This is a genomic window from Microbispora sp. NPDC004025, from assembly GCF_053604425.1.
This window is the reverse complement of sequence record NZ_JBSGHN010000008.1, coordinates 255,869-278,392: the sequence shown is the minus strand read 5'-3', so window position 1 is coordinate 278,392 and position 22,524 is coordinate 255,869. Positions and strand designations below refer to the sequence as shown.

At 70.0% G+C, this 22,524-nt stretch carries 20 protein-coding genes and 1 tRNA gene; 6 read left to right on the top strand and 15 right to left on the bottom strand.

All coding sequences use genetic code 11. The annotated features are described in order from the left end of the window. Positions 1 to 22 precede the first annotated feature (22 nt). The 7 genes from ACWEQG_RS22010 to ACWEQG_RS21980 all read right to left on the bottom strand — a co-directional run bounded on the left by ACWEQG_RS22010 (position 23) and on the right by ACWEQG_RS21980 (position 6,657). Complete coding sequence (locus ACWEQG_RS22010) at positions 23 to 448, bottom strand: acyl-CoA thioesterase (protein ID WP_452287216.1); 426 nt, start codon at positions 446 to 448, stop codon at positions 23 to 25. Continuing rightward, positions 445 to 1,590, bottom strand: coding sequence for an acyl-CoA dehydrogenase family protein (locus tag ACWEQG_RS22005; RefSeq protein WP_452287213.1), 1,146 nt, complete (start codon positions 1,588 to 1,590; stop codon positions 445 to 447). The genes ACWEQG_RS22010 and ACWEQG_RS22005 overlap by 4 nt, the downstream gene beginning before the upstream one ends. Positions 1,591 to 1,664: 74 nt before the next feature. After that, positions 1,665 to 2,948, bottom strand: a complete 1,284-nt coding sequence (locus ACWEQG_RS22000) for an ABC transporter substrate-binding protein (RefSeq protein ID WP_452287211.1) — start codon at positions 2,946 to 2,948, stop codon at positions 1,665 to 1,667. Then, positions 2,909 to 3,955, bottom strand: coding sequence for a branched-chain amino acid ABC transporter permease (locus ACWEQG_RS21995; RefSeq protein WP_452287285.1), 1,047 nt, complete (start codon positions 3,953 to 3,955; stop codon positions 2,909 to 2,911). Before ACWEQG_RS21995 ends, ACWEQG_RS22000 begins: the two co-directional genes overlap by 40 nt. A gap of 73 nt (positions 3,956 to 4,028) precedes the next feature. Beyond that, on the bottom strand, positions 4,029 to 4,919 hold the full coding sequence (locus tag ACWEQG_RS21990) for a branched-chain amino acid ABC transporter permease (RefSeq protein ID WP_363463916.1): 891 nt from the start codon (positions 4,917 to 4,919) through the stop codon (positions 4,029 to 4,031). Then, positions 4,919 to 5,695, bottom strand: coding sequence for an ABC transporter ATP-binding protein (locus tag ACWEQG_RS21985; protein WP_452287209.1), 777 nt, complete (start codon positions 5,693 to 5,695; stop codon positions 4,919 to 4,921). Before ACWEQG_RS21985 ends, ACWEQG_RS21990 begins: the two co-directional genes overlap by 1 nt. 104 nt (positions 5,696 to 5,799) lie before the next feature. After that, positions 5,800 to 6,657 carry an ABC transporter ATP-binding protein gene (locus ACWEQG_RS21980; protein ID WP_452287207.1) on the bottom strand — a complete coding sequence of 286 codons (858 nt, stop codon included), beginning with the start codon at positions 6,655 to 6,657 and terminating at the stop codon, positions 5,800 to 5,802. Between the two features lie 188 nt (positions 6,658 to 6,845). Here ACWEQG_RS21980 and ACWEQG_RS21975 point away from each other — a divergent pair, with 188 nt between their 5' ends. Continuing rightward, positions 6,846 to 8,024: a PucR family transcriptional regulator gene (locus ACWEQG_RS21975; RefSeq protein ID WP_452287205.1), complete on the top strand. Its 1,179-nt coding sequence runs from the start codon at positions 6,846 to 6,848 to the stop codon at positions 8,022 to 8,024. Between the two features lie 76 nt (positions 8,025 to 8,100). Here ACWEQG_RS21975 and ACWEQG_RS21970 read toward each other — a convergent pair. Beyond that, positions 8,101 to 8,174, bottom strand: a tRNA-Leu gene (locus tag ACWEQG_RS21970). A gap of 121 nt (positions 8,175 to 8,295) precedes the next feature. Between ACWEQG_RS21970 and ACWEQG_RS21965 the strand changes: the two genes are divergently transcribed. Both ACWEQG_RS21965 and ACWEQG_RS21960 read left to right on the top strand, forming a co-directional pair. Further along, complete coding sequence (locus tag ACWEQG_RS21965; RefSeq protein WP_363463925.1) at positions 8,296 to 8,892, top strand: ANTAR domain-containing response regulator; 597 nt, start codon at positions 8,296 to 8,298, stop codon at positions 8,890 to 8,892. Positions 8,893 to 9,100: 208 nt separating this feature from the next. Next, positions 9,101 to 10,405, top strand: coding sequence for an ABC transporter substrate-binding protein (locus tag ACWEQG_RS21960; protein WP_452287203.1), 1,305 nt, complete (start codon positions 9,101 to 9,103; stop codon positions 10,403 to 10,405). A gap of 65 nt (positions 10,406 to 10,470) precedes the next feature. Here the strand turns inward: ACWEQG_RS21960 and ACWEQG_RS21955 are convergent, their stop codons facing one another. The 6 genes from ACWEQG_RS21955 to ACWEQG_RS21930 form a co-directional block, all read right to left on the bottom strand. Next, the gene (locus tag ACWEQG_RS21955) at positions 10,471 to 10,935 is read right to left on the bottom strand and encodes a hypothetical protein (RefSeq protein WP_452287201.1); all 465 of its coding nucleotides are present in this window, start codon (positions 10,933 to 10,935) and stop codon (positions 10,471 to 10,473) included. 104 nt (positions 10,936 to 11,039) lie between these two features. Beyond that, positions 11,040 to 11,918, bottom strand: a complete 879-nt coding sequence (locus tag ACWEQG_RS21950) for an ABC transporter ATP-binding protein (protein WP_452287199.1) — start codon at positions 11,916 to 11,918, stop codon at positions 11,040 to 11,042. Further along, positions 11,915 to 12,844, bottom strand: coding sequence for an ABC transporter ATP-binding protein (locus tag ACWEQG_RS21945; RefSeq protein ID WP_452287197.1), 930 nt, complete (start codon positions 12,842 to 12,844; stop codon positions 11,915 to 11,917). Before ACWEQG_RS21945 ends, ACWEQG_RS21950 begins: the two co-directional genes overlap by 4 nt. Next, positions 12,834 to 13,823: a branched-chain amino acid ABC transporter permease gene (locus ACWEQG_RS21940; protein WP_363471821.1), complete on the bottom strand. Its 990-nt coding sequence runs from the start codon at positions 13,821 to 13,823 to the stop codon at positions 12,834 to 12,836. The genes ACWEQG_RS21945 and ACWEQG_RS21940 overlap by 11 nt, the downstream gene beginning before the upstream one ends. Positions 13,824 to 13,836: 13 nt before the next feature. After that, the gene (locus ACWEQG_RS21935) at positions 13,837 to 15,123 is read right to left on the bottom strand and encodes an ABC transporter permease subunit (RefSeq protein ID WP_452287195.1); all 1,287 of its coding nucleotides are present in this window, start codon (positions 15,121 to 15,123) and stop codon (positions 13,837 to 13,839) included. Between the two features lie 461 nt (positions 15,124 to 15,584). Then, positions 15,585 to 15,965, bottom strand: coding sequence for a PaaI family thioesterase (locus ACWEQG_RS21930; RefSeq protein WP_452287283.1), 381 nt, complete (start codon positions 15,963 to 15,965; stop codon positions 15,585 to 15,587). Between the two features lie 98 nt (positions 15,966 to 16,063). Here ACWEQG_RS21930 and polA point away from each other — a divergent pair, with 98 nt between their 5' ends. Then, entirely contained in the window at positions 16,064 to 18,745 is a 2,682-nt protein-coding gene (polA, locus tag ACWEQG_RS21925; RefSeq protein ID WP_452287193.1) for a DNA polymerase I, read from the top strand. Between the two features lie 94 nt (positions 18,746 to 18,839). Here polA and ACWEQG_RS21920 read toward each other — a convergent pair whose 3' ends face one another. Next, positions 18,840 to 19,637 carry a DUF2127 domain-containing protein gene (locus ACWEQG_RS21920; protein WP_452287192.1) on the bottom strand — a complete coding sequence of 266 codons (798 nt, stop codon included), beginning with the start codon at positions 19,635 to 19,637 and terminating at the stop codon, positions 18,840 to 18,842. A 104-nt stretch (positions 19,638 to 19,741) separates the two neighbouring features. Here ACWEQG_RS21920 and ACWEQG_RS21915 point away from each other — a divergent pair, with 104 nt between their 5' ends. Together ACWEQG_RS21915 and rpsA are read left to right on the top strand one after the other, a co-directional pair. Then, positions 19,742 to 20,758 (top strand): polysaccharide deacetylase family protein, encoded by a 1,017-nt coding sequence (locus ACWEQG_RS21915; RefSeq protein WP_452287190.1) that lies wholly within the window; start codon positions 19,742 to 19,744, stop codon positions 20,756 to 20,758. A 207-nt stretch (positions 20,759 to 20,965) separates the two neighbouring features. Beyond that, the gene (gene rpsA / locus ACWEQG_RS21910; RefSeq protein ID WP_169978289.1) at positions 20,966 to 22,432 is read left to right on the top strand and encodes a 30S ribosomal protein S1; all 1,467 of its coding nucleotides are present in this window, start codon (positions 20,966 to 20,968) and stop codon (positions 22,430 to 22,432) included. Positions 22,433 to 22,524: the final 92 nt, after the last annotated feature.

The window sequence follows — 22,524 nt, the reverse complement described above, 5'->3', positions numbered from 1 at the left end:
ACCCGCTGAGCCGGCCACGCGATCACGCCGGGGGCCGGAGAAGGAGGCGTTCCATGGCGGGACGCAGGGGTGGGCCGATCTCCACGGGGCGGCGGGTGTGCCGGTCCACGAAGACGTGGGTGAAGTCGCCCTCGGCGACCAGTGTGTCCCCGGTGAACAGGCCGAGCTCGTAGCGGACGCTGGAGCGGCCCAGATGGCCGATCCGCAGGCCCACGCTGATCACCTGGGGGAAGGACACCGAGGCCCGGTAGGAGCAGCGCGACTCGACGCACAGCCCGATGGCCGGGCCCTCGTGGATGTCCAGCCCGGCCTCCTCGATCAGCCAGGTGTTGATCACGGTGTCCATCAGCGAGTAGTGCACGACGTTGTTGACGTGCCCGTAGACGTCGTTGTCCTTCCACCGGGTGGGCACGTCCCGCCAGTGGGGGTAAGCCGTCCGGTCGTTCACAGGCCCAGATCCCGGCCGACGATCTCGCGCATGATCTCGTTGGACCCCGCCCAGATCCGGGTCACCCGGGCGTCCATCCAGGCCCGCGCCACGCGGTACTCCTTCATGTAGCCGTAGCCGCCGTAAAGCTGCACGCAGGCGTCGATCACCTGGTTCTGCACCTCGGCGGTCCACATCTTGGCCTTGGCCGCGTCGACCGCCGTCAGCTCGCCGTCGGCGTGGGCGGCCACGCACTGGTCGACGTACGCCCGGGTCACCTCGACCTTGGTGACGAGGTCGGCGAGGGTGAACTTGTTGTACTGGAAGCTGCCGATCGCCTGGCCGAACGCCTTGCGCTCCTTCACATACGACAGGGTCTCGGCGAGCACGGCGGCGGCGTGCGCGATGTTGGTGACCGCGCTGCCGAGCCGTTCCTGGGGGAGGCGCTCCATCATCGCGACGAACCCCCGGTCCACCTCGCCGATCACGTTGGCGGCCGGCACCCGCACGCCCTCGAAGAACAGCTCGGCCGTGTCGGCCTCCGGCTGTCCGACCTTGTCGAGCTTGCGCCCTCGGTGGAAGCCGGGCATGCCCTCCTCGATCGCGAACAGCGTGATGCCCTTGGCCCGCTTCTCCGGGCTGGTCCGGGCCGCGATCACGACGAGGTCGGCCTGGTAGCCGTTAGTGATGAACGTCTTGGAGCCGTCGACGATCCAGTCGGAGCCGTCCCTGACGGCGGTGGTGCGCAGTGCCGCCAGGTCCGACCCGCCGCTCGGCTCGGTCATGCCGATCGCCGTGATCATCTCTCCCGAGCAGAACGGCGGCAGCCAGCGCTTCCTCTGCTCGTCCGTCGTCAGCTCCACCAGGTACGGCGCGACCACGTCGAAGTGGATGCTGAAACTGGACGCCAGAGCCATGCCCACCCCGGCCAGTTCCTCGGTGAGCACGGCGTTGAAGCGGTAGTCGCCCGCCGCCGCGCCGTCGTACTCCTCGGGGACCTCCAGGCCGAGGAGTCCCTGCCGGCCGGCCTCCCGCCACACCTCGCGGTCGATCAGCCGGCGCTCGATGAACTCCTCGGCCCTCGGGGCGACCGAGCGGATCACGAACTGCCGCACGGAGTCGCGGAAGGCCTCGTGGTCCTCGCCGTAGATGGTGCGTCGCATCGATTCTCCAGACGATTGTTCGGCATGGGGATACTAGCCAGTGCCCCACCGGCGCGGACGTGGCCCCTCGCGGGTCAGCCCACCGGCACCGGGTAGTCCTTCGCCAGCTCGGAGACCTCCGGCTCCCTGAAGACCACCGCGCCGCCGAGCGCCGCCTTGTCGGGCTTGAGCACGTACGACGAGCGGGAGGCGGGCTTGTCGAAGAACGTGAAGTCCATCGGCGTGCCGAAGTCGCCGCCGAAGCTCGACTGCGAGCGGTGGGCGGTCAGGACGCCGTCCCGGCTGAGGTCCTTGGCCTCGCAGGCCTTCTTCATCGCCTCGTCCACGATCATCGCGGCGCTCCAGCCGCTGGCCACCCCGCTGTCGAGCGTCTCGCCGGGGTACTTCGCCTGGTAGTCGGCCACCAGCTTCTGCATCGCCGGGTTCTTCGCGCTGACCGGCGTCCCCGCCGTCACGTAGTAGAAGTCCTTGAGCAGGGCCGGCGCGGCCGGCGTGCCGAGCAGCTGCGGCGAGTACGCCGAGTTGCTGCCGACGAACGGCACGTCCATGCCCTTGGCGAGGGACACGCCGACCAGCGAGGCCGTCTGACGGGGGCCCACCGAGACGAGCACGGCCTTCACCCCGGCCGCCTTGAACGCCGCCACCTGCGCGCTCATGTCCTGGTCGGTCGCCTTGATCTTCTGCTCGACGAGCTGCAGGCCGAGCTTGTCCGCGGCGTACTTCGAGCCGTTCAGCGAGCTCTCGCCGTAGTCGCCCTCGAAGTACAGGTGCCCGATCTTGTCGCCGGACTTGACGCCCTTCTCCTTCCTGAGGAACTCGACCCCGTTGATCATGTCGATGTCGTACGTCGTGCCGGTCACCTGGATGGCCCGGCTGCCGAGCAGCGTGGTCGCCCACGCCATCGGGATCGTCAGCAGCTTGTCGCCGTCGATGCGCTGCTTCAGCGCGGTGATCATCGGGGATCCGATGAACTGCGCGATCGCCGCCGACCTGGGCGCGACCTCGGTGTAGGCCGCCACCGCCTTCTGCGTGTCGTAGCCGTGGTCGCGGACGACCAGCTCGTACTTGCGGCCGCAGACCCCGCCGCCGGCGTTGACCTGGTCGAAGTACAGCTGCTGCGCCTGCGTCTGGCTCTTGCCGAACGACGCGTACGGGCCGGTCAGGTCGGTGAGCGCGCCCACGGTGATCGTGGTGGCCGTGACGCCGGGGCCGGTCTTGACCCCGTCCCCGCTCACCGCCCCGGCGTCCGCGCCGCCGCCTGTCGCCTTGTCGCTGGCACACCCCGCGGCCGAGGTCGCGATGGCCAGGGACAGCAGGGCTAACGCCGCGATGCCGGCGCGGGTGCCGATTTCGCCCATTTGAGCTCCTTGAGTCGAACGCGGCCCAGCCGCGTGGCGAGCCCGGCCAGACCGCCGGGCAGGAACAGCACCACCGCGACGACGGCGGCGCCGTAGAGGATCCGCGCGGCCTCGGCGGGGGAGACCCCGCCGGAACCCGGCTCGGCCACCAGCGGCAGCGCGTCGCTGTAGCGGGTGAGCAACTGGGGGAGCAGGGAGACGAACGCGGCCCCGGCGACCGCCCCGGCGACCGATCCCAGGCCGCCGATCACGATCATCGCGAGGTAGTCGAGCGACAGCAGCATGCCGAAGTAGTCCGGCACGACCTGCTGGAAGACCAGGGCGACCAGCACCCCGGCGAGCCCGCCGTACATGGACGACAGGACGAACACGCCCGCGCGGTACCGGGCGACCGGGACGCCCATGACGCCCGCGGCGATCTCGTGGTCCCTGATCGTGTTCATCGCCAGGCCGGGACGGCCGCGCAGCACGCCCCGGGCGAACGCCGCCGCGCCCGCGAGCAGCGCGATCCCGAGGAACCACAGCCGTTCGAGCGACCCGAACGGCACGTTCAGCACCACCAGCTCGGGGGTGTCGGCGAAGACGAACCCGAACAGCTCCATCGGCGGCACCGGCCGCCCGTTGAAGCCGCCGGTCACGGGCTCGGCGTTGAACAGGATGTGCTGGCCGACGAAGATCAGGGCGAGCGTGGCGATGCCGAGGTAGGCGCCCCTGAGGCGGCCCGCGATCGGGCTGAACAGCCCGCCGCACACGCCCGCGACGGCCACCGCCGCCACGGCCGCGAGCGGTGTGGGCAGCCCCAGGTCCGACGACAGGTAGACGTAGGAGTACGCGCCGGCCGCGAGGAAGAAGGCATGCCCCAGGGACAGCTGCCCGGTCGCCCCGGTCAGCAGATTGATCCCGATGGCGCCGATCGCCGCCGACATCGCGAACAGCCCCGCCTGCAGCCAGAACCCCTCCAGGTAGAACGGCACCGCCACGGCCGCCGCGAGCACCGTGAGCCACAGCGCGGCGCGGAGGGTCCGGTACGCGCGCCGTGCGGGCGTACCGGGGGTGGACGTCGCGGCTGTGGGTGTGGAGTCAGACACGGGCCCGCTCCTTCGTGCCGAACAGCCCGGAGGGCCGCAGCAGCAGGATCACGATCATCACGAGGAACGGCGCCGCGTCGCCGATGCCGCGGCCCAGGAAGGCGAGCTCGCTCTGGTAGCCGCTCATCAGCGTCTCGGTGACGCCCACGATCAGCCCTCCGGCCAGCGCCCCGGTGGTCGAGTCGAGCCCGCCGAGGATGGCCGCGGGGAACGCCTTCATCGCCGCCGCGGCCGTGCCCCGGTCGAGGCCCGGCGTCGGGAAGACGCACAGGAACATCGCCGCGACCGCGGCCAGCGCCCCGGCGACGGCCCACGCGCTGAGCGAGACCCGGCCGAGCCGTACGCCCATCAGCGCGGCGGTCTCGGCGTCCTCGGCCGTGGCGCGCATCGCCACGCCCCAGCCGGTGAACTTGAAGGCGAGCAGGAACACCACGATCAGCGCGGCGGCGACCGCGAGGGCCACGACACGGGTCTCGGCGACCGTGATCGGGCCCAGACGCAGCACCCGGTCGCCCCAGGGGTCGCCCAGGGCGAGCACCTCGGTGCCGATCCGACGGGTGAGCTCGGTCGTGAGCAGGATGTCCACGCCGATCGTGACGATGGCCAGCACGCCGCGCGAGCCGACGTGCGCCCGGCGCAGGATCAGGAACTCCACCAGCGCACCGACCACCGCCGCCGCCGCGATCCCCGCCGCCAGCGCCGCCCAGAACCCGGCCAGCGGGTGCAGCCTGGCGACCACATAACCGCCGGCCAGCAGCAGCGACGCGTGCGTGAAGTTGACCACCTCGGTCGCCTTGAAGATCACCACGAAGCCGAGCGCGATCAGCGCGTACACGGCCCCGACCGAGATCCCGTTGACGAGCAGCTCCAGGAAGACCGCCATCACGCCTCCCCGCCCGAACCGCCGGAGCCGAAGTCGCCGAGGTAGGCGCGGACGACCTCGGGGTCGCGCTGGACCTGCGCGGGCGGGCCGTCCGCGATCCGCCTGCCGAAGTCGAGCACGGTCACCGCGTCGGCGATCCGCATGACCATGCCCATGTCGTGCTCGACCAGCAGGATCGAGATGCCGAGGCTCTCGCGCACCGACTGGATGAGGGCGGCCATCTCCCGCCGCTCGCCGCCGTTCATCCCCGCGACCGGCTCGTCCAGCAGGAGCAGCCGCGGCTCCATGCACAGCGCCCGGGCCAGCTCCACCCGCTTCTGCACGCCGTACGGCAGCAGGCCCACCGGCACGGGCAGCGCCTCGCCGACGCCCGCGAACTCGGCGATCTCCTCGACCCGCGCGCCGTGCCGTACGGCCTCGCGCCTGGCCGAGGGCAGCCGCAGACCGGCCGAGACGAATCCCGCCCTGGTCAGGCGGTGCCGGCCGAGCATGAGGTTGTCGCGGACCGTGAGATGCGGGGACAGGGCGATGTTCTGGAAGGTCCGGGCCACGCCCAGCGCCGCCACCTGGTGCGGGTGCAGCGTGGTCAGCTCGGCGTCGCCGAAGCGCACGCTGCCGGAGGTGGCGCGGTAGACGCCCGACAGCACGTTGAAGCAGGTGGACTTGCCCGCGCCGTTCGGGCCGATCAGCGCGTGCACGCTGCCCGGAGCCACGGTGAAGCCGACCGCGTCGAGCGCGGTGAGCCCGGCGAAGCGGACCGTCACCTCGTTGACCACGAGCTCCGCCGGGCCGTCCCCGCCGGACGTACCGACCGGTTGGTTTGCAGAGGGCGTGCGGAGGCGCCTCACGGGGAGTGTGTGCGATGCGCCGCGGTGGCGGGTCATGCCGTCCATCTCGCCAGCCTGGTCCTCTCGTGCCTCTCGTGGCCGTCGGCGGCGCCGGCATCGGTACCGACCGGTCGGTCTGTGTCGGGCGCGCCGACGCCGAGGTAGCGGCGGCGCACCTCGTCGCTGGCCGCCAGGTCCGCCGCCGGTCCCGCCAGCGTCACCTCGCCCACCTCCAGCACGTACGCCCGCTCGGCCAGCGCGAGCGCCATCGCCGCGTTCTGCTCCACCAGCAGCACCGACGTGCCCTGGGCGTTGATCTGCCGCACGGTGTCGGCGATCCGGGCCGCCGCCAACGGCGCGAGACCCAGCGTGGGCTCGTCGAGCAGCAGCAGCGAGGGGCCGGCCATGAGCGCCCGGCCGATCGCCAGCATCTGCTGCTCGCCGCCCGACAGCAGGCCCGCGCGCTGGTGCGTCCGCTCGGCCAGCACCGGGAACAGCTCCAGCACCCGCTCGCGGGCCGCCGCCGCGCGCCTGCCGGGCACGCCCAGTGCCCCGGCGCGCAGGTTCTCCGCCACGGTCATCCGGGCGAACACCCGCCGTCCCTCGGGCACCTGGACCACGCCGCGCCGTACGACGGCCGCCGCCTGCGCGCCGTCGAGGCGGGACCCGCCGAAGGAGACCGTTCCCGACGTGATCGCGCCTCGGTGGAACCGCAGCGTCCCCGACACCGCGCGCAGCAGCGTCGTCTTGCCCGCGCCGTTCGCGCCGAGCACCGCGGCCACCGCGCCCCGGGGCACGGCCAGGTCGACGCCGCGCAGGGCGCGCACGGGGCCGTACCGCACCTCCAGACCCTTGATCTCGAGGCCCCCGGTCTTTGGGCCACCGGTTCCCGGGCCCGACTCACCAGACATCCGCGCCTCCTGTGACTTCGATGAAGGCACACCCAACCCAGCGCGGTCGAGGGCCGTCCAGCGCCGGGAGTCAAGTCGGGACCCCAGCCCATGCCCGCCGGTGGTGTCCTGTGCTCCAGCACAATCCCGCATCACGAAACGAGAACCGAACCTTGTTCCGGACGCCGTCGGCTGGCACATTCGGGGACATGAGGTCCAGGACGGACTCCGAGGTCCGGGAACTGCTGCGGACCTCCGCCGCAGGACTGCTGGAACGGCTTCCCCAGCTCGCCGACGAGCTGGTGAAGCGCGGCAGGGACAGCGACGAGGCCTACCGCATGACGGTCCCCTACGAGGACCACTGGAAGAGCACCCATGAAGGGCTGCGGATCGGTATCACCGCGATCCTGCAGCCCCGGCACGAGCGGCGCGACGTCGCCTACGCCCAGACGGTCGGGCGCAGGCGGGCCGAGTTCGGGCTTCCGCTGGACTCGCTCATGCGCAGCTACCGCCTGGCCGCGCAGGTCACCTGGAACGGTGTGATCGACATCATCGGCGACCAGGGCCAGGAGCGGCTGCCCGCCCTGCTGCGCAGCGCCACCCACGTGTGGCACGCCATCGACCGCCAGGCCGTGGCGGCGGCCGACGCCTACCGCCGCCGGGAGAACGAGCTGCTCGGCCGGACCAACCAGCGCGTCAACGCCATGCTCGACGCCCTCCTGGAGGGCCGCGCCGACCCGGCGGTGGCCGGCGTGGCCGCCGGCGCCCTCGGCCTGCCGGAGCACGGCCGCTATGCGGTCGTCACAACGCGGCTGCCCGCGCAGCCCGACCGGGTGCACCGCCCCGACGAGATCGGCGGCCTGCGCTTCCTGTGGCGCATGCGCCCGGACCTGGAGATGGCGGTCGTGTACCTCGGCGACCGGGAGCTGGACGACCTGGTCGCCGCCATCACCCCGGTCGTCTGCGCGAGCGCCGGTGTCAGCCCGGTGGTGGAGAGCCTCGCCGACCTCGGCACGGCCCGCCGCTTGGCGGAGGTGGCCATGCGCACCTGCTCGGGGAGCGCGCCGGAGGTCGCGCGGCTCGACCGGCGGCTGCCCGCCGCCCTGGTGGTCTGCCAGCCGGAGCTGGCCGGGCATCTCGCGGGCGGCGTCCTCGGCCCGATCCTCGCCTCACCCGACGGCGGCGTGCTGCTGGCGACGCTGCAGGCGTGGCTGCGCTGCGAGGGGTCCGCGGCCCGGGCGGCGGCCGAGCTTTACTGTCACCGCAACACCGTCTTCAACCGGGTGCGCCGCATCGAGCAGCTCACCGGCCGGTCGCTGGCCCGGCCGCTGGACGTCGTCGAGCTCTCCCTCGCCCTCGACGCCGTCCGGCTCCATCCCGAGTCGTGAAGACGGTCAGTACTTGGGGCCGACGGATCGTGGCGGTGACCACTGACGGTTTTCGGGTGACCGCGAAGGGTGAGAGTGCCCCGAGTGGGATTCGAACCCACACTGAATGGATTTTGAGGCCATCGACTCTGCCGATTGGTCTATCGGGGCTATTTCCAGATTTGTCCGGTTTTGGCGGAGGGTGGCACCCTAACGGTCGATCTTCTTGGAGATCGCTTAGGGCATCCCCTGCCGTGTTCCTAATGTAGCGGACCTCGGTAACCTCTTGTGCGTGAGTACGCAGCGGCGAGTGGTGATCGCGGAAGACGAGGCGCTGATCCGCCTCGACCTGAAGGAGATGCTCGAAGAGGACGGTTACGCAGTGGTCGGCGAGGCCGGCGACGGAGAGACGGCGGTCAAGCTCGCCATGGAGCTCCGCCCCGACCTGGTGATCCTCGATGTCAAGATGCCCGTGCTCGACGGCATCTCGGCGGCCGAGCGGATCGTCTCCGAACGGATCGCGCCGTGCCTCATCCTCACCGCGTTCTCCCAGCGTGACCTGGTCGAGCGCGCCAGGGACGCGGGCGCGATGGCCTACCTGGTCAAGCCGTTCACCAAGGGCGACCTGGTTCCCGCGATCGAGATGGCGGTCAGCAGGCACGAGGAGATCGCCGCGCTGGAGAAGGAGGTCTCCACGCTGTCGGAGCGGCTGGAGACCAGGAAGCTCGTGGAGCGGGCGAAGGGCCTGCTCATGGCCCAGCACGGGTGGACCGAGCCGCAGGCCTTCCGGTGGATCCAGAAGGCGTCCATGGACCGGCGTCTGAGCATGCGCCAGGTCGCCCAGATCGTGGTGAACGAGAGCGGCGGCGAGGCCCAGCCGCCGGCCTGAACGTCCCCCTGCCGGACCCGGAGGAGAAGACTCCTGGTCAGGGGCCGTCCCGCTAAGTTGAGGAGTTATTACGACTCCGCATCCAAGTGCGGACAGTTCTGATGCATCCCTGGTCGGGCCGTGCCCGGCCTATGTACCTTTCAGCCATTCGATCGGGACCAGTCGGCTGCGCTGACGATTCCCGGGCCTGGATGAAGGAGATGCTTTCATGATCCGCATTGCCCCCCTCGGGCGGGCGCTGGCCGTCGCCGCGGCCGCCAGCCTCGCGCTGACGGCCTGTGGCGGTGGTGAGGACAGCGCCGCGCCGGCTTCCTCGGCGCCGGCGGCGCAGTCGTCCTCGGCGCCCGCCGCCGACACGGCGCAGGGCGACGGCGTTCTCACCGTCGGCACGCTGCTGCCGCAGACCGGTTCGCTCGCCTTCCTCGGTCCGCCGGAGTTCGCGGGTGTCGGGCTGGCGGTGAAGGAGATCAACGACGCCGGCGGCGTCCTCGGCAAGCCGGTGGTCCAGATCGACACCGACTCGGGTGACACGTCGACCAACATTGCGTCCCAGTCTGTCGACAAGTTGCTGCAGCAGAAGGCCGACGTGGTCGTGGGTGCCGCCTCGTCCTCGGTGTCGCTGTCGGTCATCGACAAGATCACTGGTGCGGGCGTCGTGCAGATCTCGCCGGCGAACACCTCCGACCAGTTCACCACCTACAACGACAAGGGCCTGTACTTCCGTACGGCTCCGCCGGACGTGCTGCAGGGCCGTGTCCTCGGCGACCTGATCCTCGCCGACGGCAACGACACGGTCGGCATCCTGGCCCTCCAGGACGCGTACGGCACGGGCCTCGCGGACAACGTCCAGAAGGCGGTCGAGGGCGGCGGCGGCCAGGTCGTGGAGAAGGTCATCTACGACCCGAAGGCGGCCGACTACTCGGCGGACGTCGCCAAGATCAAGGAAGCCAACCCGAAGGCCATCGCGCTGATCGGCTTCGACGAGACCAAGAAGATCATTCCTGAGCTCGTCAAGCAGGGCCTGACCGCCAAGAAGGTCAAGTACTACTTCGTCGACGGCAACCTGTCCAACTACGGCACGGGCAAGGACGGCTTCCCCAAGGGGACGCTCGACGGCGCGAAGGGCACCCAGCCGGGCGCCCAGGTCTCCGACGACTTCAAGGCCAAGCTGATGACGGTCGACCCGAACCTCAAGGACTTCAACTACGGCCCCGAGTCGTACGACGCCACGATCCTCAGCGCGCTCGCGGCCATCGCGGCCAAGAGCGACGCGCCGAAGGACATCGCGGCCAAGCTGCAGGAGGTCTCCAGCGGCGGCGAGAAGTGCAAGGACTTCAAGTCCTGCAACGACCTGCTGTCGGCCGGCAAGGACATCGACTTCGACGGTGCGTCCGGCCCGATCGAGTTCAACGAGGCCGGTGACCCGGCCGAGGCGACGATCGGCATCTACGAGTACGGCGCCGACAACACCAACAAGAACGTCGCCTTCAACACCGGCAAGATCGCCGGCTGATCCACAGCGCGACCGACTCACAGTACGAGGGGGCCCGCTCGGTGGAGCGGGCCCCTTCCGCGTTCTCAGGAACGGCCGCAGGCGGCCAGGACGGCGTCCGACGCCGCGCGATACCGGCGCAACAGGCCCGGACGCCGGGAGGCGGCCGTGCCGGCCCGGGACAGGGTCTCCGCGACGCCGTCGACGGCCGCGACGGCGTCCGCGGCCGACGCCGGCAGGCGAGGGCCGTACATCTCCAGCGTGCCGCGCAGATAACCGAACCGGCCGCGTACGTCGCCGTCCCAGTGCTGGGCCTCCTCCCGCCCCGGCGGCAGCAGCGACAGCCCCAGGTAGCCGATGGCCGACACCACGCGGGCGCAGGGGTCGTCCCCGGCCTCGGCGCCGGTCACGTAGATCGCGCCGGTGGCGGCCGGCGAGGCGGCGGGGGACGCGGAGGAGGCCGGCGGCCCGGGGGGCGGCGCCTGGCAGGCGCTCAGGCCCGCCGCCAGCGCCGCGACGACCAGTGCCGCCCGGAGGGGGGTTCGGGTCATACGGCTCATTGTGACCCCGGTGATTGCCGATCAGGCGCGGATGACGTCACAGACGTACGACGAGGGCCCCGGCGCGGGGTGCGCCGGGGCCCTCGGGGAAAGGCTCAGGCCCGGGCGAGGGTGCCCAGGTAGAGCTGGATGACCTTCGGGTCGTTGATCAGGTCGCGACCGCTGGCCATGTAGGCGTTGCGGCCCTGGTCGAGCACGTAGCCCCGATGGCAGATCTGCAGGCAGCGGCGCGCGTTCTGCTCGACCATGATGACGGTCACGCCGGCCTTGTTGATCTGCTGGGCCTGGATGAAGACCAGGTCCTGCAGCTTGGGCGACAGACCCGCGGACGGCTCGTCCAGGAGCAGGACCGACGGCTCGGTCATGAGCGCACGGCCCATGGCGACCATCTGCCGCTCACCGCCGGACAGCGAACCGGCGCGCTGCTTGCGGCGCTCGCGGAGCGCGGGGAAGATCTCGCAGACGAACTCGAACCGCTCCTTGAACTTGCCGGGCACCTGGTAGGCGCCCATCTCCAGGTTCTCCTCGATGGTGAGGCTGGGGAAGACGTTGTTCGTCTGCGGGACGTAGCCGACCCCGCGGGCCACCAGCGAGTGGGCCTTGAGGCTGGTGATGTCCTCGCCGTTCAGGACGACCGAGCCGCTGCGCACCGGCACGAGCCCGAACAGGGTCTTCAGCAGGGTCGACTTCCCGGCGCCGTTGGGGCCGATGATGCCGATCAGCTCGCCCTTCTTCACGTACAGGTCGGCGCCGTTGAGGATGTTGACCCCGGGGATGTAGCCGGCGTATAGCTCGTCGGCCCGCAGGAGCGCCGTCTCGGCTCCGGCGAGATGGTCGGAGCGGTCGACGACGGCCGCCTGGGAGACCGGCTCTTCGGGGTTGCCCGGTGTGGAGGCGCGGTCCGGCTCCGCGGCGTCCTCCGCAGTGGGGACGCGGTCCGGCTCGGCGCCGTTGTCCGGCGTGGGGGCGGTCATGCCTTCTCCTCGATCCCGGCCTCCAGCTCGGCCTCGGCCTCCTGCAGCTGCTCCTCGAACTCCTCGGCGGACATCGGCGCGTCGTGGTGGGCGCCCAGGTAGGCGTCGATCACGCGCGAGTCCGACATGATGGTGTCCGGAGGGCCCTCCGCGATGACGGCGCCCTGGGCCATCACGATGACCCAGTCGCTGATGTCGCGGACCATGTCCATGTCGTGCTCCACGAAGAGCACCGTCATGCCCTCTTCGCGCAGGTCCTTCACGTGCCCGAGGAGCGACTGGGTCAGGGCCGGGTTCACGCCCGCCATGGGCTCGTCCAGCATGACCAGCTCGGGGCCGACCATCAGGGCCCGCGCCATCTCCAGCAGCTTGCGCTGGCCGCCGGACAGCGAGCCGGCGAAGTCGTCGCGTTTGGCGGCGAGCTTGAAGCGCTCGAGGAGCTCCTCGGCGCGTTCGGTGATCTCGTCCTCCTGACGGCGCCAGCTGCCCGGGACGAGCGCGCGGAAGAAGTTCTCGCCGCGCTGGTTCTGCGCGCCGAGCCGCATGTTCTCCATGACGGTGAGCTTCGACAGGGCCTTGGTGAGCTGGAACGTGCGGACCATGCCCGAACGGGCCACCCGGTGGGCGGGCACGCCCTTCAGCTGCTTGCCGTTGAAGGTCCAGGACCCCTCGTCTGCGCTGTCGAAGCCGGTGAGCTGGTTGAAGAACGTCGTCTTGCCGGCGCCGTTCGGGCCGATGAGCGCGGTGATGGACCCGCGCTGGATCTCCACGTGGTCGACGTTGACGGCGGTGAGGCCGCCGAACCGGCGTACGACCTTGTCGACGACGAGGATCGGGTCCGGCTTGGGAACGCCGGGCTCGCGGTCGAGGCCCGTGAAGGCGGCCAGCGCCGCCGCCTTCCTGGACGGGGTGGTGTCAGCGTGCATCGAGCGCGATCTCCCTCTTGTCGCCGAAGATGCCCTGAGGCCGGAAGATGAGCAGGAGCATCAGGCCGAGACCGACCAGCATGAAGCGGACCGCGCCGATGTTGTTCACGGTGAACAACGAGGGGAGCAGGCCGGCGGAGACGGCCTCGCTGAGCGTGTTGCCGACGAAGACCAGCAGCACCCAGAAGATCGCGGCGCCGACGACGGGGCTGAAGACGCGGGCCGCGCCGCCGAGGATCACGATCGTGTACGCGTAGAACGTGAACTCCGTGCTGAACAGGTCGGGCTGCACCGACGCCTGCCCGAGCGCGAACAGGAAGCCGCCGAGGCAGCCGACCACGCCGCCGAGCACGAGGGCCTGCATCTTGTAGGAGAAGACGTTCTTGCCGAGGCTGCGCACGGCGTCCTCGTCTTCGCGGATGGCCTTGAGCACGCGGCCCCAGGGGCTCTTCATGAGCAGGTAGACCAGTCCGCAGGCGATCGCGATGAGCACCCAGCCGACGGTCAGCACCCACGTCACCCGCTCGTTGAAGCTGATCGGGCCGATGCCGTACGTGCCGGGGGAGTAGGGGTTCATCGCGAAGAAGTCGCCGGAGAAGTTCTGCCGGCCGTCCGAGCCGCCGAAGACGCTGCTGAACTTGACCGACCTGAAGATGAGCCGGACGATCTCGGCCGCCGCGATGGTGACGATGGCGAGGTAGTCGGCGCGCAGCCGCAGGGTGGGGATGCCCAGCAGGAATGCCAGCACGATGGTGGCCGCCAGGCCGATCACGATGCCGAGCCAGAACGGCAGGTGGAAGGTGGCCACGGTGACGGCCATGCCGTACGCGGCGACGCCGAGGAAGGCCGCCTGACCGAAGTTGAGCAGCCCGGCGTAGCCGAACTGGATGTTGATGCCGATCGCGGCGAGCGCGTAGACGACGGTCTCCAGGCCGATCGAGGCCTTGACCGTGGTGATGAGGATGGTGTTCCAGTCCACGTGTGGTCTCCGATCAGCCGATGCGCTCGCGCCGGCCGAGGATGCCCTGCGGCCGGAAGAGCATGACGAGGATGAGCACCAGCAGCGCGCCGACCGTCTTCAGCTCGGTCGGCACCACGACGGTGGACAGCTGGATGAACAGGCCGACGACGATGGAGCCGACCAGGGCGCCGAACGCGGTGCCGAGGCCGCCGAGCGTGACGCCCGCGAAGACCAGCAGCAGGATCTGGAAGCCCATCTGGTAGCTGACGTTCTGCGACAGGCCCAGCATGACGCCCGCGAGCGACGCGATGGCGCCGCCGACGGTCCAGATGATCCTGATGACCCCGTCGACGTTGATGCCCGAGGAGGCCGCCAGGGCGGGATTGTCGGCGACCGCGCGGGCCGCCTTGCCGACACGGGTCTTGAGCAGCGCGACCCCGACGACGATGAGCACGGCGAGCTCGATGCCCATCGCGATGAAGTTCTTCGGCGCGGCGGAGATCGGGCCGACCTGGATGCCGGGCTGGGCGTTGTAGTCCGCGAACGGGGCGCCCTCGCCGCCGAAGAAGAAGAGGAAGACGTAGCGCAGGAACAGGGCCAGGCCGATCGAGATGATCATCATGGCGACCAGGCTGCTGCCGCGCTTGCGCAGCCGCCCCCAGAAGAAGCGGTCCTGGCCGTAGCCGAAGACCCCGCCGATCACGACCGAGATCACCGCGGCCCAGACGAGCGGAATCCCCACGACCACGTTGAAGAAGTAGGCGCACATCGCGCCGAACGTGAGCAGCTCGCCGTGGGCGAAGTTGGTGAGCCCGGTGGTGCCGAAGACCAGCGAGAGGCCCATGGCCGCGAGGGCGATGATGAGTCCGAGGTTGAAGCCCTCGAAGGTGAGCTGGGCGACCCGGTCCCAGAAGGAGGAGGAGGAGTCCGAGGACGCCGCGGCGGCCCCGCCCTGCTGGCCCGCGGGGGCGAGGGCGAACAGGACGTTGCGCTCGCTCCCGTCGTAGACCTGGACGTTTAGGGTGGCCCGGTCCTTGAACTTGAGCGCGACCCCCTGCGGGAGCGTCGACTGGTCAAGCGTGACCTTGTATGTGCCCGCCTCGGGGACCGGCACCTCCCACTTGCCGTCGGCACCCGTGGTGGCGTCGCCGACGGGTTTGCCGTCTTCGCCCGCCACGCTGATCTTCACGCCGTTCACCGGCTGGCCTTGGTTTTGGAGTGTGCCCTTCAGGGCCTCCCCGTCCGCCCAGGCGGGGGAGGAGAGGAGAAAGACGAGTCCACCCAGGAAGGCCGTGAACGCGATCACGGCTCTGCGCAATGGTGCTCCCTCTGGTTCAGGTCATGGCGGGGTCGTGCCCCCACTGCGGACGCGCAACATCGGTCAGGTTGCTGCGATGTTGTGGCCGGAGCATAAGCCTGAGACGCCCGTTTCGGGGTCGTTCGTCACCAATTGGTGACCATGGTGTGTCACTGACGTGAGAAAGGGTTCGCAGGTCAGGGCATGTAAGGAGTCAACCGGGCATCGGTGCTGAGATTTGGTGCCGAGAAGTCATGAGCCCGTGGGAGGACCTTTGGGACCGTACACAGCTTCCCCGGCTCCGCACGTTGTCTACTCGGTCTTCCCACGGGCTCTGGAGCCACAACGGTAGCGACCGGAGCGACTCCCGTGCAAAGAGAGTCGCAAGCCGTTCCGTTATGAGGCTCAATGCGTCGTAAGAGGTTTTCGTGGTGCTTGCCCGGCCGGTGCCTGGGCGAGTCCGGCCCGCGCGCCTCCCGGCCTCAGCGGGCGTCCCTGAGCATGCAGGTCAGGCGGGCCGTGCAGACCGCGCCGCCCTCGTCGTCGGTGATCTCGATGACGTACGTCGCGAGCGTGCGCCCGCCGTGCACCCGGGTCGCGACGGCGGTGACGTGCCCCGAGGTGGCGGAGCGGTGGTGGGTGGCGTTGATCTCGATGCCGACGGCGATCCTGCCCGCACCGGCGTGCAGGGCGGCGCCGGTCGAGCCGAGCGTCTCGGCCAGCACGCAGGAGGCGCCGCCGTGCAGCAGGCCGTACGGCTGGGTGTTGCCTCCGACGGGCATGCGGCCGACGACCCGCTCCGCGCTCGCCTCCAGGATCTCGATGCCCATCCGCCGGTGCAGGTGGTCCCCGGGCGCGTTCATGAACGCCACGAACTCCTCGGGATTCGTCAAGGTCAAGGGGACGCCTCCTGTGGGAAGAGCACGGGTTTTCTGTCGTACAGGGAGACTAGGCTGCGGGTGTGCCGAAGAGTGAAGCGACCCCCACCCGTCCGTGTCTGCTGCTTCTGGACGGGCATTCTCTTGCTTATCGCGCGTTCTACGCGTTGAAGGACGCGAACCTCATGACCACCGACGGTCAGCACACCGAGGCCGTCTACGGCTTCACCTCGATGCTGGCCAACATCCTGCGCGACGAGCAGCCGAGTCATGTCGCGGTCTGCTTCGACCGGAGCGAGCCCACCTTCAGGCACGAGGCGTACGACGGCTACAAGGCCAACCGGGCGGAGACCCCCGAGGACTTCCGCGGCCAGATGCAGCTCATCTTCGAACTGCTCGACGCGCTGCGGATCCCGCGCCTGTCGGTGCCGGGCTTCGAGGCGGACGACCTGATCGCGACGCTGGCGACGCGCGCCTCCGGCGAGGAGATGAGCGTGCTCATCGTGACCGGCGACCGTGACGCGCTCCAGCTCGTCGACGAGAAGGTCACGGTGCTGATGACCAGACGGGGCATCAGCGACATGACCCGCTTCACCCCCGACGCCGTCATGGACAAGTACGGCCTCACCCCGGCCCAGTACCCCGACTTCGCGGCGCTGCGCGGCGACCCCAGCGACAACCTGCCGAGCATCCCGAGCGTGGGGGAGAAGACCGCCACCAAGTGGATCGTCGAGTACGGCTCGCTGGACGAGCTGGTCCGGCGCGCCGACGAGGTGAAGGGCAAGGTCGGCGACAAGCTGCGCGAGCACCTCGGACAGGTGATCCACAACCGGATGCTGACCGAGCTGAAGCGCGACGCCCCGGTCGACGCCGAGGTGTCCGCGCTCACCATGGGCCTGTGGGACCGCGAGGAGGTCAACAAGCTCCTCGACGCGGTGCAGATCCGCGGCGAGCTGCGCGAGCGCCTGTTCAAGGTCCTCGGCACCACCGAGCCGGAGGCCGGCGAGGGCTTCGAGCTCGAGGTCACGGTGCTGGAGCCGGGCCAGGTGCCCGGCTGGCTGGCGGCCCTCCCCGAAGGCCGCGCCGGGCTGGCCTTCCAGGGCTCCTACGGCAGCGGCACCGGGCGGCTGGAGGGCGTCGCGATCGCCGGGCCGGACGGCGCCGCCTATCTCGACCCCACGCGGCTGACGCAGGAGGACGAGGCGGCGCTCGGCGCCTGGCTGGCCGACGAGAACCGGCCGAAGGCCCTGCACGACGCCAAGGGGCCGCTGCTCGCGCTGTGGGCACACGGCCTCGACCTGCGCGGTCTCACCTGCGACACGGCGCTCGCCGCCTATCTGGCGATGCCGGGCCAGCGGTCGTTCCCGCTGGAGGACCTGGTCCTGCGCTACCTCCATCGCGAGCTGCGGGCGGAGTCCGCGCCCGGCGGGCAGACCTCCCTGTTCGAGGACGCCGACGAGGGTGCGGCCCGGGACCTGGCCTTGCGGGCCCAGGCGGTGCGCGACCTGGCCGACGCGCTGGAGGCGCACCTGTCCGAGCGCGGCGGCACCCGGCTGGTGACCGAGGTCGAGCTGCCCCTGGTGCGGGTGCTGGCCGAGTTGGAGCGGGACGGCATCGCCGCCGACCGGCAGTACTTCGCGGCGCTGGAGGCGGAGTTCGGCGCGGCCGTCAAGCAGGCGGTCGAGGCCGCCCACCAGGCGGTGGGGGAGCAGTTCAACCTCGGCTCGCCCAAGCAGCTGCAGGAGATCCTGTTCGGCAAGCTCGGCCTGCCCAAGACCAAGAAGATCAAGACGGGCTACACGACCGACGCCGACGCGCTCGCCTGGCTGGCCGAGCAGACCGACAACGAGCTGCCGGTGATCCTGCTCCGCCACCGCGACCAGACCAAGCTGCGCACCACGGTCGAAGGCCTGATCAAGGAGATCGCCGACGACGGGCGGATCCACACCACGTTCAACCAGATCGTGGCGGCCACCGGGCGGCTGTCGAGTGAGAAGCCCAACCTGCAGAACATCCCGATCCGCACCGTCGAGGGCCGGCGCATCCGCAAGGGCTTCGTGGTGGGGGAGGGCTTCGACACGCTCCTGACGGCCGACTACAGCCAGATCGAGCTGCGGATCATGGCGCACCTGTCCCGGGACGAGTCGCTGATCGAGGCCTTCGAATCCGGCCACGACTTCCACCAGGCCACCGCGTCCCGCGTCTTCGACCTGCCGCCCGAGCAGGTGGACGCCGACCTGCGCGCCCGGATCAAGGCCATGAACTACGGCCTCGCCTACGGCCTGTCCGACTTCGGCCTGTCGGGGCAGCTCAATATCCCCGTCGCGGAGGCCAGGGCGCTCAAGGAGGAATACTTCGAGGAGTTCGGCGGCGTCCGCGACTACCTGGAGTCGATCGTCGCCCAGGCCCGCAAGGACGGCTACACCGAGACGATCCTGGGCCGTCGCCGCTACCTGCCCGACCTGACCAGCGACAACCGGCAACGCCGGGAGATGGCCGAGCGGATGGCGCTCAACGCGCCCATCCAGGGCTCGGCCGCCGACATCATCAAGGTCGCCATGCTGAACGTGCAGAAGGCGATCGAGGGCATGCGCTCTCGCATGCTGCTTCAGGTCCACGACGAGCTGGTGTTCGAGGTCGCGCCGGGCGAGCTGGAGGAGCTGACCGAGGTCGTGCGCACGCAGATGTGCCGGGCCTACGACCTGAGCGTGCCGCTGGAGGTCAGCGTGGGCGTCGGGACCACCTGGGAGGACGCCGGCCACTGATCCTCGCCGGCCCGGCCGCCCCCGCTCGCGCTCCGGGGGACCATCGCCTTGCAGGGCGACTGGGCGGGGTGCGCCGGATCAGAGGTCGAAGGGGTCAGGGGTGGCCGGTGGAGCGGGCGGCCCGGTGGTCCCGCCCGTGCACGGCCAGGCCCGCCTCCTCGACCTCCAGCAGGCTCGCCTCGTGCCGCTCCGACTCGAAGGCCGCCCGCCCGCCGCGCAGGCCGAACAGGCGCTTGCTCAGCGCGATGTACAGCACGGCCGCGATGTTGACCAGGAGGACCGCGATCCGGAGCGGGCTCACTTTCTCGGCGATCTCGTAGATCTCCACGGGGATGAACGCCGAGGTGATGATCACCGAGAAGTACTCACCCCACCGCTTCAGCAGCCACAGGCCGATCCCCTCGGTCAGCAGCAGGGCCGCGAGGGCGAGCAGGGCGAGGAAGATCCAAGTGAGGGTCGTCGTCCGCGCGCCCAGCGCGGTCCGCAGCGTGTGCACCACGCCCGACTGGTCGAGGTTCCACCCGAGCTTGTGCGCCAGCGGCCTGACCAGCGGGAGGTCCTGGTCGAACGCCCGCCGTACGGCGTCGTGGTGGGCCCGGAACCGCCACACGCCGTACGCTCCGGCGAGCACGAGCACGGCCTTGGTCCAGCGGAGGACGGCGATCAGCCGTAGCACGGCGGCGTCCCGCAGCGCCCGGCCCCGCAGCACGACGGGCGCGTCGCCGGCCGGTCCGGCCGCCCGTGGCGGGCCGAGCGTGAAGTCGCCGCAGCGCAGGCAGCGCCACGCCTCGCCCAGCGCGGTCTCGGCGCGCAGGCGGCCGCGCAGCGCCTCCTCGTCCGGGGCGTAGGTGACGTGCCCGTGCCGTCCGCAGGCACGCAGGCTCCAGTCCACAGGAAAATTGCAACACATACGAATGCGGACACGCCGGGCAGTAAGGTCAAATAACTGTGCGCAATCTTGCCCGGATGACCGCAATCGCCAATGTCGTCGTTGTCGTGATCGGACTTGTCGCGCTTGTGCTGCTGCCCCGCTCCTCGGGCGAGGAGCGGGCGCAGGCGCCGGCGCACCCGCGAACACCGTCGCCCAAGCCCAGCGCCGCCCCGCTCCGGGCGACCGCCGAATCGGCCAGGAAGGTCAAGGCGAACGAGGCAGGCCTGGTGCCCGTGATCATGTATCACCGCATCGTGCCCAAGCGGAGGGCGTCCATCGACCGGACCCCCGACCAGCTGCGCAAGGAACTGGAGCGCCTGGCCAAGGGCGGCTACGTGCCGATCACCGCGGCCGAACTGGTCGCCAGGAAGATCGACATCCCGGCGGGGACCCATCCCGTCGTCCTGACCTTCGACGACGGCCACCCCAGCCACTTCGCCATGGACCAGAACGGCATGCCGAAGAACGACACGGCCGTCGGCGTCATCTACGAGATCGCGGCGAAGTACCCGAACTTCCGGCCCACGGCCACCTTCTGGGTCAACCGCGACCCGTTCGGCCTGCGCGACCGCGAACGGCAGCGGCAGGCGGTGAAGTGGCTGCTCGACCACGGGTTCGAGGTGGCCAACCACACCTACGCCCACCCCGATCTCCGCCGGCTCTCCAACAGCAAGGTCAGCGAGCAGATCGTCCGGCAGGAGCGGCTGCTGAAGAAGATCGGCGTGCCGGGCTCGACGACCATGGCGCTGCCGTACGGGTCGCGGCCGAGGAAGCTGAGCAGGGCCCACGACGGGAAGTGGGACGGCGGCGAGTACCACTTCGACGGCGTCTTCCTGGCCGGTGCGGAGCCGGCGGTTTCGCCGTACGCGAAAAGTTTCCCGCGTTTCGCGATCCCGAGGATCCAGTCCAACGGGAAACAAGGGGACTGCCGGCGCTGGTGCACGACCTACTGGCTCGACTGGCTCGACAAACACCCACGGGAGCGTTATACGTCGGACGGGGATCCCGCCCGCGTGTCTGTGCCGCGCAAACTCCGGGTAACGCTCTCGCCGTCCCGGGCGAAGTCGGTCATCACGTACTAGAGGCCCGTCTGGTTGCCTCGGATTGACCCGGCTCGCTCCGTCTCATATGCTGATCGCTGCGTTGTGGGCTCGCGCGCGTCACGGACGGAGAGGGCTCGCGCTCGGTCATCTGGTGGCTACCAGGAAACAGCATCATCCGGTGAACGAAAAACGGCCCGCCGCGCTCCTGTCACAACGACATCTGTCCGGTTCGGAGCAATTCCACACATGACGAGCAGCACTGAGGCCACCTCGAGCACCCCGCAGGTAGCGGTCAACGACATCGGTTCCGAGGAGGCCTTCCTCGCCGCGATCGACGAGACCATCAAGTACTTCAACGACGGCGACATCGTTGAAGGCACCGTTGTCAAGGTCGATCGAGACGAGGTCTTGCTCGACATTGGCTACAAGACCGAGGGCGTCATCCCTTCGCGCGAGCTCTCGATCAAGCACGATGTCGACCCGGCCGAGGTCGTCGAGGTCGGAGAGCACGTCGAGGCCCTGGTTCTCCAGAAGGAGGACAAGGAAGGCCGCCTCATCCTCTCCAAGAAGCGCGCCCAGTACGAGCGCGCCTGGGGCACGATCGAGAAGATCAAGGACGAGGACGGCATCGTCACCGGTACCGTCATCGAGGTCGTCAAGGGCGGCCTGATCCTCGACATCGGCCTGCGCGGCTTCCTCCCCGCCTCCCTGGTGGAGATGCGCCGCGTCCGCGACCTGCAGCCGTACGTCGGCCGTGAGCTCGAGGCCAAGATCATAGAGCTGGACAAGAACCGCAACAACGTGGTCCTGTCCCGCCGTGCCTGGCTGGAGCAGACCCAGTCCGAGGTTCGCCAGACGTTCCTCAACACCCTGCAGAAGGGCCAGGTCCGCAAGGGCGTCGTGTCCTCGATCGTCAACTTCGGTGCGTTCGTGGACCTCGGCGGCGTCGACGGCCTGGTGCACGTGTCCGAGCTGTCCTGGAAGCACATCGACCACCCGTCCGAGGTCGTCGAGGTGGGCCAGGAGGTCACCGTCGAGGTTCTCGACGTCGACATGGAGCGCGAGCGGGTCTCGCTGTCGCTCAAGGCGACGCAGGAGGACCCGTGGCAGCAGTTCGCCCGGACCCACCAGATCGGCCAGGTCGTGCCGGGCCGCGTCACCAAGCTGGTGCCGTTCGGCGCGTTCGTCCGGGTCGAGGAGGGCATCGAGGGCCTGGTCCACATCTCCGAGCTGGCCGAGCGCCACGTGGAGATTCCGGAGCAGGTCGTGCAGGTCGGCGACGAGATCTTCGTGAAGATCATCGACATCGACCTGGACCGCCGCCGCATCTCGCTGTCCCTCAAGCAGGCCAACGAGGGCGTCGGCGCCGAGGTCGAGTTCGACCCGACGCTGTACGGCATGTCGGCGACCTACGACGACCAGGGCAACTACATCTACCCCGAGGGCTTCGACCCGGAGACCGGCGAGTGGCTCGAGGGCTTCGACAAGCAGCGTGAGGAGTGGGAGCGGCAGTACGCCGAGGCCCAGGCCCGCTTCGAGGCGCACCGTTCGCAGATCGAGAAGGCCCGCCAGGAGGAGGCGGCGGCCAGCGAGGCCGCTCCGTCGTCCTACAGCGGCGAGACCACCTCGCAGACGAGCGGTGGTGGCGGCGCCCTGGCCTCCGACGAGGCCCTCGCCGCTCTGCGCGAGAAGCTGGCCGGCGGCCAGAGCTGACCCCGGTCTCCTGACCGGAGGTCGTGTTCCAGCCTCCACAGCATGACGAAAGGCCCCGCTCCGGCGGGGCCTTTCCGCTTTCCCGGCACCGT

Coding starts and splice junctions, on each gene's coding strand:
- ACWEQG_RS22005 (WP_452287213.1), bottom strand. CDS start 1,590: ATGCGACGCACCATCTACGGCGAGGACCACGAGGCCTTCCGCGACTCC.
- ACWEQG_RS22000 (WP_452287211.1), bottom strand. CDS start 2,948: ATGGGCGAAATCGGCACCCGCGCCGGCATCGCGGCGTTAGCCCTGCTG.
- ACWEQG_RS21990 (WP_363463916.1), bottom strand. CDS start 4,919: ATGGCGGTCTTCCTGGAGCTGCTCGTCAACGGGATCTCGGTCGGGGCC.
- ACWEQG_RS21980 (WP_452287207.1), bottom strand. CDS start 6,657: ATGTCTGGTGAGTCGGGCCCGGGAACCGGTGGCCCAAAGACCGGGGGC.
- ACWEQG_RS21975 (WP_452287205.1), top strand. CDS start 6,846: ATGAGGTCCAGGACGGACTCCGAGGTCCGGGAACTGCTGCGGACCTCC.
- ACWEQG_RS21960 (WP_452287203.1), top strand. CDS start 9,101: ATGATCCGCATTGCCCCCCTCGGGCGGGCGCTGGCCGTCGCCGCGGCC.
- ACWEQG_RS21955 (WP_452287201.1), bottom strand. CDS start 10,935: ATGACCCGAACCCCCCTCCGGGCGGCACTGGTCGTCGCGGCGCTGGCG.
- ACWEQG_RS21950 (WP_452287199.1), bottom strand. CDS start 11,918: ATGACCGCCCCCACGCCGGACAACGGCGCCGAGCCGGACCGCGTCCCC.
- ACWEQG_RS21945 (WP_452287197.1), bottom strand. CDS start 12,844: ATGCACGCTGACACCACCCCGTCCAGGAAGGCGGCGGCGCTGGCCGCC.
- ACWEQG_RS21930 (WP_452287283.1), bottom strand. CDS start 15,965: ATGAACGCGCCCGGGGACCACCTGCACCGGCGGATGGGCATCGAGATC.
- rpsA (WP_169978289.1), top strand. CDS start 20,966: ATGACGAGCAGCACTGAGGCCACCTCGAGCACCCCGCAGGTAGCGGTC.